This is a genomic window from Rahnella sp. CG8 (genome assembly GCF_023701875.1).
GTDB classification, from domain to species: Bacteria; Pseudomonadota; Gammaproteobacteria; order Enterobacterales; family Enterobacteriaceae; genus Rahnella; species Rahnella aceris.
Genome location: NZ_JABAED010000022.1, coordinates 79,142 through 90,207 on the forward strand (window position 1 = coordinate 79,142; position 11,066 = coordinate 90,207).

The 11,066-nt window shown below is 54.1% G+C and carries 10 protein-coding genes; 4 read left to right on the top strand and 6 right to left on the bottom strand.

What is annotated here, in order from left to right; genetic code table 11:
- Positions 1 to 51: 51 nt before the first annotated feature.
- Positions 52 to 2,163, bottom strand: a complete 2,112-nt coding sequence (locus HGO41_RS19070) for a TonB-dependent siderophore receptor (protein WP_119262236.1) — start codon at positions 2,161 to 2,163, stop codon at positions 52 to 54.
- Positions 2,164 to 2,514: 351 nt separating this feature from the next.
- Here HGO41_RS19070 and HGO41_RS19075 point away from each other — a divergent pair, with 351 nt between their 5' ends.
- Entirely contained in the window at positions 2,515 to 3,198 is a 684-nt protein-coding gene (locus HGO41_RS19075) for an O-methyltransferase (protein ID WP_250981314.1), read from the top strand.
- A 6-nt stretch (positions 3,199 to 3,204) separates the two neighbouring features.
- Here HGO41_RS19075 and HGO41_RS19080 read toward each other — a convergent pair whose 3' ends face one another.
- From HGO41_RS19080 to HGO41_RS19090, 3 genes are all read right to left on the bottom strand, one after another.
- A complete protein-coding gene (locus tag HGO41_RS19080) occupies positions 3,205 to 5,166 on the bottom strand; it encodes a glycoside hydrolase family 3 protein (protein ID WP_121019394.1) in 1,962 nt (653 codons plus the stop codon).
- Positions 5,167 to 5,260: 94 nt separating this feature from the next.
- Complete coding sequence (locus HGO41_RS19085; protein ID WP_126124835.1) at positions 5,261 to 5,779, bottom strand: chromate transporter; 519 nt, start codon at positions 5,777 to 5,779, stop codon at positions 5,261 to 5,263.
- Entirely contained in the window at positions 5,779 to 6,336 is a 558-nt protein-coding gene (locus tag HGO41_RS19090) for a chromate transporter (RefSeq protein ID WP_173362069.1), read from the bottom strand. The genes HGO41_RS19085 and HGO41_RS19090 overlap by 1 nt, the downstream gene beginning before the upstream one ends.
- 150 nt (positions 6,337 to 6,486) lie before the next feature.
- On the opposite strand from HGO41_RS19090, the gene HGO41_RS19095 reads away from it, so the two are divergent.
- Positions 6,487 to 7,404, top strand: coding sequence for a LysR family transcriptional regulator (locus tag HGO41_RS19095; RefSeq protein WP_198670086.1), 918 nt, complete (start codon positions 6,487 to 6,489; stop codon positions 7,402 to 7,404).
- Here HGO41_RS19095 and HGO41_RS19100 read toward each other — a convergent pair.
- Positions 7,401 to 7,754 (bottom strand): ArsR/SmtB family transcription factor, encoded by a 354-nt coding sequence (locus tag HGO41_RS19100; protein WP_013575288.1) that lies wholly within the window; start codon positions 7,752 to 7,754, stop codon positions 7,401 to 7,403. The genes HGO41_RS19095 and HGO41_RS19100 overlap by 4 nt on opposite strands.
- Positions 7,755 to 7,991: 237 nt before the next feature.
- On the opposite strand from HGO41_RS19100, the gene fusA reads away from it, so the two are divergent.
- Both fusA and HGO41_RS19110 read left to right on the top strand, forming a co-directional pair.
- Positions 7,992 to 10,097, top strand: coding sequence for an elongation factor G (gene fusA / locus HGO41_RS19105; RefSeq protein ID WP_250981315.1), 2,106 nt, complete (start codon positions 7,992 to 7,994; stop codon positions 10,095 to 10,097).
- Positions 10,098 to 10,195: 98 nt separating this feature from the next.
- A complete protein-coding gene (locus tag HGO41_RS19110; protein ID WP_013575291.1) occupies positions 10,196 to 10,384 on the top strand; it encodes a type II toxin-antitoxin system CcdA family antitoxin in 189 nt (62 codons plus the stop codon).
- Between the two features lie 55 nt (positions 10,385 to 10,439).
- On the opposite strand, the gene wrbA is transcribed toward HGO41_RS19110, so the two are convergent.
- Positions 10,440 to 11,039, bottom strand: coding sequence for an NAD(P)H:quinone oxidoreductase (wrbA, locus tag HGO41_RS19115; protein WP_165497931.1), 600 nt, complete (start codon positions 11,037 to 11,039; stop codon positions 10,440 to 10,442).
- Positions 11,040 to 11,066 lie beyond the last annotated feature (27 nt).

Consider the following 11,066-nt stretch of genomic DNA (forward strand, 5'->3'; position numbering starts at 1 on the left):
CGGGCGATTCACAGACCTCCCCCTTCGCAGGGGGAGGCGCTGAAAAATCTATCAGAAATCATACCCTACCGTAGCAACCACGGTACGTTCCTGACCCCAGTAGCAGTAGCTGGTGCCGTAACAGGCTGCGACATATTTCTTGTCGAACAGGTTGTTAGCATTCAGCTGCACATACGCGCCTTTCAGTTGCGGATTGAACTGCACCAGATTCATACGCAGTGACGCATCAACCAGCGTGGCAGAAGGCATGTGGCGGGTGTTTTCGTTATCCGCCCATTGTGTGCCGATGTAACGCACACCTGCACCCATATCCACACCAATCGGCGTGTTGTACTGACCCCAGATGGAAGCCATTTGTTTTGGCGTCACATACGGCGTGTTGCCGTTGTTCTCAGCCGCATCACGGATACGCACTTTGTTGTAGGTGTAACCGGCCATCACGTTAAAGCGTTCGGTAACCTGTTTCTTAGCTTCCAGCTCCAGACCCTGTGAGCGGATTTTACCTGCCGGCTCGTAGTAGCTGCCGACTACCACGCGGTTACCCACGTCTTTTTGCGTCAGATCATACAGCGCCGCGGTGTACATATCGGAAGTGCCGACCGGCTGGTATTTGATCCCGGCTTCGTATTGCTCACTCTGCATCGGTTTCAGCAGCGTGCCGTCAGCGCCTGGCAGGGCAGATGGCGTCATCGCCTGGCTGTAGCTGACGTACGGTGAAATGCCGCTGTCAAAGGCGTACAGCAGGGAAGCGCGGCTGTTGAAATGACTGTCTTTACGTTCGCTGTTGCTGGTGGTGCCGTAGATGCTTTCGTAACTGCGGCTGGAGGTTTTTAGCGTGTCGTAACGGCCTGACAGGGTCAGATACCATTTGTTCCAGTTCATCTCATCTTGCAGATAGGTACCCATCTGCTCATAACGGTTTTTACCGCGTTTATGACTGTAATAATCCAGTGCATCACCGCCAACGCCAGTGTACGGGTTGAGGTTTTCAGCGTAAGCAGCGTCAGATTTCACATCATTGATAAAGTGGGAGTAATCGAAACCGATCACCACTTTATGTGCCAGTTCGCCGGTCGCGAAATCCGCTTCGAGCTGGTTATCAATCGCAAAAGTATCCAGCGAGGACTTCTCACCGGAATAATAACGACTCATCTCAGTACGATCTGCATTCCAGCCCGCCTGATACACCTGATCCAGTTCGGTGTTGGAATGGGTGTAGTTGGCATTCTGGCGGAATGACCAGACGTCGTTAAACGCGTGCTGGAATTCGTAGCTGTAGATTTGCTCCCAGCGTTTGAACTGGTTGCGGGTGCTTTCGCCATCGAAGAAACCCCGGCTCAGTTTCTGCCCGTAGAGGCTGCCGTCAGCCGGAACCGCGGCGTGGTAGCCACCGGACGGATCTTTTTGCAGATATGCGCGCAGTAAAAGCGAGGTATTTTCATCCGGCGTCCACAGCAACTGTGGCGAAATCGCGTAACGCTCTTCACGCTGGTGATCGTATTGCGTATCGCTGCTGCGGGTCATCCCGGTCAGACGGAATGCCAGCTGATCGTTGATGGCGTTGGTGTAATCGAACGCGCCGCCTTTGGTGTTTTGCGTGCCACCGGAAAGCTGGAAGTGACCTTCTTCAGCAAACTGCGGGCGCTTGGTGGATTCCACCACCACACCGCCGGGAATGCTCTGGCCGTAAAGCGCAGAAGACGGTCCTTTCACCACATCAATACGTTCCAGGAACCACGGATCAACCTGAATGGAGTTATAGGTCGAGCCATCGCTCAGGATCCGCAGGCCATCGAGGAAGGTGTTGTTGACGTCACCGCCGTGGAAACCGCGCAGGGAAATGGTGTCATAACGCGTTGCGCCGCCGGCAAAGTTGGTGAATACGCCTGGCGTGTAGTTCAGTGCAGCGTTAACCGTGGTGGCGTTCTGGTCAGTCATTTGCTGACGGGTCACAACAGAAACGGCCTGACCGGTGGTGATCAGCGGCTGATCCGTTTTGGTCGCACTTTTACTGGTTTTCGCGCTGTAACCCTGCGTCGGAGCATCGGCGGTATCCGCAGGCGCGGCTTTGACAATGACGGTGTCTTCAGCAGCCATTGAGGCAACCGGCATTGCCAGCGCGCACATAAGCACCGAGCGTTTGAGGGGGAAAGCCAACAACATATTCATAATCCCTATAAATAACTCAATAATGATTGAGTGATTAATTGATGCGTGTGTAATAAACCCAAAAGCCAACATGTGTTCCGCACAAAAGCGTGACGTGCGAAGGGCAGTCACTTAACCGAAACGTGACGGATGTTAAACTTAATGATAATTGTTATCATTATTATTTTACAAATTCAAGGGAACTTTACGCCAAAAATGTGAAGTGACGCATTTTTAACCTGATGAAAACGAGGGTTTTTTAATCACAGTAATAAAAATCTGAGCAAAATGGCCGGAAGTGATTAGGGTTAATAGTGAGTTTTTTAATCATGTTCTCTATGTAAAATTCACGGCCGGGAGGCGAAAATGGGTCAGGGGAGTCCGGAGGAATACAGCAGGAAATGGGCAGCGGTTGACAACTATCTGGTGAGTCATTTAGTGGACGGCGATCCGGTTCTGGATCAGGTACTGAAAAACAATCATCAGGCCGGTTTACCCGCACACGATGTAGCACCCAATCAGGGAAAATTACTGGCGCTGTTCGCCCAAATCATCAGCGCACAGAAAGTCTTAGAAATCGGCACGCTCGGCGCTTACAGCACTATCTGGCTGGCGCGGGCGTTACCGGCGCTCGGAAAAGTCGTGACGCTGGAAGCCGATCCGCATCATGCGCGCATCGCACAAACCAACATTGAGCTGGCCGGTTTGCAGGATAAAATTACCTTACACACCGGGCCTGCGTCAGAAACCTTGCCCACGCTCGCGGCGGAAGCGCCGTTTGACCTGATTTTTATTGATGCCGATAAACCCAGCAATCCGCTTTATCTGGAATGGGCACTGAAATTGTCGAAACCGGGGACATTAATTATTGGCGATAATGTGGTGCGGGACGGCGCGGTGGTGGATCCGCACAGCGACGACGCCCGGGTGCAGGGTGTGCGTCGCTTTATTGAGATGATTGAACAGGAACCGCGTTTATCAGCGACCGCGCTGCAAACCGTCGGCAGCAAAGGCTGGGACGGTTTTGTGCTGGCGCGGGTCACCGGTTAACAGGGCTTAACGCGCCAGACCAAAGCCAATATCAAACAGCGGATTTTCGCTGTCATGTGGCATATCGGACTGTTGTCTGAGCACGGCTTCTTCAGACGATGGCAGTTCAAACGGCAGCTTACCGGTATAGGCTTCGGTGCTGGTCAGGCGCGTAAACAAAACGGTATCGCTGACACCGAAATTGCCGATAATCACTTTCGCTTTGTCCTTCACGTTGGTCAGGATCGCCGGACGGTCGAGATAAACGGTGACGATTGTCGGCACTGCTTTGCTGGCTTTCACGATCGCCTGATAATCCGCGTTGTCACCGGTAAAGGCCAGCGAGCCTTCGTGATGGCGCTTGCCAAAGAACCAGGCTTTATGCGGTTGCTCGTACGGGGCATGGGCGCGGATCAGCGCAATATCGGCTTTCTCCGGCGCATCCACCACGGTAAAACCGGCTGCCGTCGCGGCCTGCGGTGCTATGCCGTACAGCCAGATCTTTTTGCCTTTTTTCAGCGGTAACACATCATCGGTGTTTTGCAGCAATACCAGTGAATGTCCCTGCGCCGAATTGGCTTCTTTTTGCCAGTCAGCGCGCCCGACGGTTTGGGTGGCTTTCTGCACATCGACATACGGATTTTCAAACAGTCCGGTCTGGAATTTTTGCTCAAGAATACGCACAACAGATTCATCCAGGCGCTGTTCAGTCAGTTGCTTTTCATGCACTGCGCTGACCAGCAACTGTGAGTCGGTCACGCCGCCAAACTGATCGACACCCGCCAGCACCGCCTTCACGAAACGCTGCTGCGGCGTCAGATTCTCGACACCCCACGACATGCCACCGGGCACCGGTTCTTTACCTTCCGGCGAACCGTTCAGGCATTCGTTTTCGCAATTGCTGGTGATCAGCCAGTCGCTGAGAATGACGCCTTTGAAACCGTATTGTCCGCGCAGAATGTCGGTCAGCAACTGATGACTGAATCCGGCACCGACCTGTTCGAGCGGTTTGCCGTCCACGGAAACATTTTTCAGGATTGAATATGTCGGCATGACGCTGGCGACCTTGGCTTCAAACGCGCCGGTAAACGGATAGATGTGTTCTTTGAGATTATTGCCGGGGAAGACGGCGTTTTTGCCGTAGACGTTATGGCTGTCAAAACCGTTCTCAGCCGCGCCATAGCCGACCCAGTGTTTGACCACGGAAATCACGCTGCCCTGATTTAGTCCGTCAGGACCGTTTTGCATCCCTTCGATATAACCCCGCACCATGTTATGCACCCGTGTCGGATCTTCGCCGAAGGTGCCACTGATACGCGCCCAGCGCGGCTCTGTTGCCAGATCGGCTTGCGGTGAAAGTGCCTCACGGATACCGACGGCCAGATATTCCTGACGGACGATATCGGCGTAACGGCGGGTGAGTTTCTCATTGCCAATCGCCGCCAGTCCTAAGGTTTCCGGCCACTGGGTGAATTTACCGGAAGAGGTACTCGCACCGACCAGATACTCGAATGAGTTACGCGGGTCGCTGCTGACGGTGACCGGAATACCCAGGCGCGTCTTTTCGGCAATCTGCTGCAGTTTATTGTTTTCTTCCGCCATCATGGCGGGGTCGTTCGCCGAAAGCCGGGTGATCAGGCTGTTGACCTTCGCGCCGGCAATCATCTTTTCCGCCGCTGCCATGTCATAATGCGTGCCTGCGCCGATCGGGCTGTTGGCCGTCGGTGCCGAGCCATGCATCATCACCCCGGCTTTTTCCTCCAGCGTCATGCGTTTCACCAGATCCGCTGCTCGTTCTTCCGGCGTCAGTCGCCAGTCTTCATAAGGTTCCAGTTTCCCGGAATGATCGAGATCTTTGAACTGTAAGCCGTCGACAGTCAGCAGCGTCACTTCGCGCTGGCTAAGTTCCGGTTGATTATCGGCGGCAAAAACAGAAGGTGAGGAAAGCAGCAGGGCAGCGACAGCAAGGCTCAGAGGTTTGATTTTCATCATCGTCCTTAATGGTTGATAACTATAGAAGAACTCAATTCCCAATCAATAACCTATTTGCCAGCTGAATGTTGCGATCTGCTTCGCAATGATGTCAGCCGAATGCCAGTCCGAGCACCGCGCCAACGGCCAGTACCCATAACGGGTGGATACGCTTACTGAGCGCCAGCAGGGTACACAAGGCGATCACCCCCGCAAGCGTCAGCGTGGTGGCTGAGGCTTTGGCGATCAGTAATCCGCTCGACACCACCAGCCCGACAGTCACCGGCACCAGCCCGCGTTGCACTATCTGCCGCCACGGACGGTCTTTGTAACGTTTCCAGCCGCCCATCACGACAAGTGTAATGATTGACGACGGACCAAATTTTGCCAGAGAAGACACCAGCAATCCTGACCATCCGGCAACCTGCCAGCCAATCAGCGGCACGATCATCATATTCGGGCCGGGAGCGGCCTGTGCCAGGGCGAACAGCGCACTGAACTCCTGCGCACTCATCCAGTGATGCACCTGCACCACTGCACGTTGCATCTCGGGCAGAACGGTATTTCCGCCACCAAATGCCAGCACGGAAAGTTCGGTAAATAACAGGGCAAGAGAAAGTAAAACTGGCATCAGAATTTACTCCTCGCACAGATGAAAATACTGACCGGGGCCAGCACCAGCATGACCGGCAGCATCGGGATCCGGAACACGGCAATTGCCATTACGCCGACGGCAACCAGCAAAAGTTGCAGCCATTTCCCCCGCAAAGGAGCGAGCATTTTGATGCCGGTCGAGAGCAGTAAACCGGCCGCCGCCGCCGCCATCCCGGCGAACAGATGTTCCACCAGCGGTTCATTCTGATAACGTGCATACACAAGGCCGAGCAGCACCACACAAATCGTCGGCGCGAGAATAAGCCCGAGTAGCGCCGATAATGCGCCGCGTAATCCGCGGAACTCCATCCCCAGCGCGACCGACAGGTTAATGATGTTGCCGCCGGGTAAAAACTGGCACAACCCGAGCAACTCGGTGAACTGAGCGGCGGTCAGCCAGTGGCGTTTATCCACCAGCATGTGTCGCGCCATCGGCAGCACGCCACCGAAACCGGTCAGGCCAAGGACGAAAAAGCCCATAAACAGTTGCCTGCAATCGGGTTGTGGCGCGGTATTTTCTTCTGTCTCAGGCATTAATTTTTCCTGCGTTTGCGCTGACATTTTCACACTCTCCCTCAAAAGTAATCCAAAGCCGCCAGAGGCGTAAATTCTGTTAAGGATCATGCGCGTGGATGTGCCATGATGTCTAATGCATTTATTAATGGCTAAAGATACCCTGAAGGTATGGTTATGATTGAACTGAAACGTCTGAATGCGTTTGTTACCGTGGTGGAAGCGGGCAGCATTACCCGCGCCGCAGAATTGCTGTTTATTCAACAGCCGCCGCTGACGCGCCTGTTACAGGGACTGGAGCAGGAATTTGGCATCCCTTTATTACAACGCTTGCCGCGTGGGGTGATCCCGACCGAAGCGGGTGAAGTGTTAGTGCAGGAAGCCCGTGCCGTGCTGGCACGTGCCGCTCAGCTCAGCGCTGCCATGCACCGTGCCGCGCAGGGCGAACAGGGTCGGATCCGCATCGGTTTCACCAGCTCGGCCGCGCTGCATACTTTTGTGCCCGCGCTGTTGCGCCGTTATCGGGAAATTTATCCGGCCGTCAGCACTCAGCTTGAGGAAAGTGGCAGTGGCGAATTGCTGGCCGCCGTGGTGGCGGGCGAGCTGGATGTCGCTTTTGTGCGCATGCGGGTCAAAGATATGCCGGAGTTAGAGATGGAAAAGGTACTGGAGGAACCGATGTGGGTGGCGGTTCCGGCCGGACACAAACTGGCGTCGCAACCAGCCAGTCAGCCACTCAGACTCGAAGATCTGAGTAACGAGCCTTTTGTATTATACCGCCGTCGCGCCGGTCAGGGATTGTACGATGCCATACTGGCGGCGTATGTGCGTGCCGGTTTCAGTCCGCATATCGTGCAGGAAGCGCCACGTTTAACCTCTTGTCTGAGCCTGGTCGGCGCCGGACTGGGGATTTCTATTGTGCCGGAATCCATGACCCGGCTGGGCGGGGACGGGGTGATATTTTTGCCGCTGGACGCCGCGACACAACTCAGCGCACCGTTATATCTCGCGCGGCGCGAAGACAGCCATTCATCGGCTATAATCAATACGTTTTGCGATCTTGTAAAATCGCAACTGACGGCTCATTAAAGGTGCTGCTCGGAAATGTGTTTCTGGGTGGATTCCAGTGTAATGCCGTCGGATTCGATGGCGCTGAGCAGGGAATCGAGCAGGCCGGGGAAGCGGGCATCCAGATCTTCGCGGCGCAGCGAAAGCAAATTGGCACGACCGTCAGGGCGCTGCCAGATAACGCCGCTGTCACGCAATACGCGCCAGTGGTGCGTCAGCGTCGATTTTGACAGGCCCTGTAATAAGGTTCCGCAAGGATGCTCGCCACCTTTTGCCAGGGTGCGCACCACGGCCAGACGTAACGGATTACCCAGCGCAGTCAGAACATTTTCGAGGCGGATCTGCTCGCGCTCAGGATGGTTGGCTATCATATTGTTCCTTTACTTTAACGACGCTCATCGGCGGCCGCGCAATATAGCCTATCCCTCTGCTGCTGTACAACGCGACGGCCTCTGACCAATTTCATCGATAGAATAAATTTATTGTACGAATATACACGTACAATTGTAGTATACTCTCCGCATTAAGAAGTTTAGTACTCATTACTTTGTGACGGGACGTGAAAACCACTCTCCGCCAACTTAGCCATCAACCAGTAAGGACGTTATATGGCTCGCAAAACGCCAATCGAGCGCTACCGCAATATCGGTATCTCAGCACACATCGACGCAGGTAAAACCACCACCACCGAGCGTATTCTTTTCTATACCGGCATGAATCATAAGCTGGGAGAAGTGCATGACGGCGGTGCGACCACAGACTGGATGGCTCAGGAACAGGAACGCGGCATTACCATTACGTCAGCCGCCGTGACCTGTTTCTGGCGCGGGATGGATCACTCCTTCGATGAGCACCGCATTAACATTATCGACACCCCGGGGCACGTGGATTTCACCATTGAGGTGGAGCGTTCCATGCGCGTTCTCGACGGTGCGGTGATGGTGTACGACGCCGTGGGCGGCGTGCAGCCACAGTCTGAAACCGTCTGGCGTCAGGCCAATAAATACAAAGTGCCGCGTCTGGCGTTCGTCAACAAAATGGACCGTCAGGGCGCAGATTTCTTCCGTGTCCGCCAGATGATGGTGGACCGGCTGAAAGCCAATCCGGTGCCGATTGTCATTCCGATCGGTATAGAAGAGCATTTCACCGGCGTGGTGGATTTGCGCAAAATGCGCGCCATTTTATGGGATGACGCGACACAAGGTATGACCTTTACCTATGAAGCGATCCCGGCAGAATTGCAGGCTCTGGCAGAAGAATGGCGCGAGAAAATGGTGTCGGCAGCCGCTGAAGCTAATGACGCGCTGATGGATAAATATCTCGAAGAAGGCACGCTGACTGAGGATGAAATTACCGAAGGGCTGCGTCTGCGCACTATCGCCGGTGAAATCCAGCCGATGCTGTGCGGCAGTGCGTTCAAGAATAAAGGCGTGCAGCGCATGCTCGATGCCGTGATCGAACTGATGCCTTCTCCGCTGGATATTCCACCGGTGGCGGGTACAGACGAAGACGGTAACGACGTTTTCCGTCACTCTGATGACAACGAGAAGTTTTCGGCGCTGGCATTCAAACTGATGACTGACCCGTATGTCGGCCAGCTGACGTTTGTCCGTGTTTATTCCGGCGTGCTGAAAAAAGGCGACAGCGTGTATAACCCGGTGCGCGGCAAGAAGGAACGTATTGGCCGTATCGTGCAGATGCATGCCAATGACCGTATCGAGATTGACGAAATTCGTGCTGGTGATATCGCCGCCTGTGTGGGGCTGAAAGATGTGACGACGGGTGAAACACTGTGTGATCCTTCGGACATCATTACGCTGGTGCGCATGGAGTTCCCGGATCCGGTGATTTCGCAGGCCATCGAGCCGAAGACTAAAGCCGATCAGGAGAAAATGGGCATCGCGCTGTCACGGCTGGCGTCAGAAGACCCGTCGTTCCGTATCCGCACCGATGAGGAATCCGGCCAGACGATCATTTCCGGTATGGGCGAATTGCATCTGGAAATCATCGTCGACCGTATGAAACGGGAGTTCGGCGTGGAAGCCAACATCGGCAAACCGCAGGTAACGTACCGTGAAACGGTGCGCAAAACGGTGAAAGATGTCGAAGGGAAGTTTGTGCGTCAGTCCGGTGGTAAAGGTCAGTACGGCCACGTGGTCTTCACGCTCGAACCATTGCCGGCAGGCACAGGTTTTGAGTTTGTGGATGCGACCAAAGGTGGCGTGGTGCCGCGCGACTATATCCCTGCGGTTGAAAAAGGGGTCACGGAAGCGCTGAACAACGGCATTCTGGCCGGTTATCCGGTGGTCGATGTGAAAGTGACGCTGACCTTTGGTTCCTATCACGAGGTCGATTCCTCGGAAATGGCGTTCAAAATGGCGGCGATCTTTGGTTTCAAAGAAGCGGCGAAACGTGCCGATCCGGTGATTCTGGAACCGATGATGAAAGTGGAAGTGGAAACGCCGGAAGAGTATGCCGGTGGCGTGATGGGCGATTTATCGTCGCGTCGCGGTACGGTGCAGGGCATGGAAGAAATCGCGGGCGGTGGCGGTAAAATTATCAAAGCCGAAGTGCCGCTGTCTGAAATGTTCGGTTATTCCACCGTTTTGCGGTCGATGTCGCAAGGTCGTGCAACCTACAGCATGGAGTTCAATCACTATGCCGAGGCACCGCGCAATGTGGCCGAAAACATTATTGCGTCGCGTGGTAAATAAGCAAAACCGGCGTAATCTCCGTCAGAGACAAAACGGTCCGCAAGGGCCGTTTTTTTTAGTCGTAGAAAAGACAGCTGAAATTACTAAAGGAACTTGTGATGACGTGCTTAGTAAAAGGAATTAAAGAAAACCCGGCGATTTTTGTAAAAGACGCTAACAGTTTAGAAACAAACCAAAGTCTCCAAACTGATTCCTGGGAACAATCAGAAAACGCAGAAGCTATTGATACATGTAATGAATTTACAAGTAGAGCAGGGCTGTTTTCAGAGGGGCGTGGCGTGCTTTAACAGGCCTGTAAGGAATTTAAGGCGCAGAATTCTGCGCCTTATTTTACGCGGTTATTTAGCTGACCAGTTTACTGACGATGGTCGCCACATGTTTGCCCTGATGTACGGCAATCCGTAGTTCTTCTGCGCTCGGCTGGCGCGAGCCGTCGCCACCGGCGATGGTGGTGGCACCATAAGGTGTACCGCCGCGAACCTGAGAAATATCGAACAGTTCAGGTGTGGTGTAACCGATTGGAACGATAATCATGCCGTGGTGGGCGAGGGTGGTCCAGGTTGACGTAATGGTCATTTCCTGACCGCCGCCGGTGCCGGTCGAGCTGAATACACTGGCGACTTTGCCTGCCAGTGCGCCTTTGGCCCACAGGCCGCCGGTCTGATCAAGGAAAGTGCGCATCTGGCCAGTCATGTTACCGAATCGGGTCGGTGTGCCGAAGATGATGGCATCGTAATCAGCGAGTTCTGCGGGGGAAGCGACTTCTGCCGTCTGACCGGTTTTACCACCGGCAGCCTTAAAGGCTTCTTCAGGCATGGTTTCAGGGACGCGTTTTATTGTGACTTCAACACCTGGAACGCTGCGTGCGCCTTCTGCAACACTTTGCGCCATCGTTTCAATATGACCATACATGGAATGATAGAGAACCAGTACTTTTGCCATCTTTAACTCCTGTTGAGGTGATGTTTT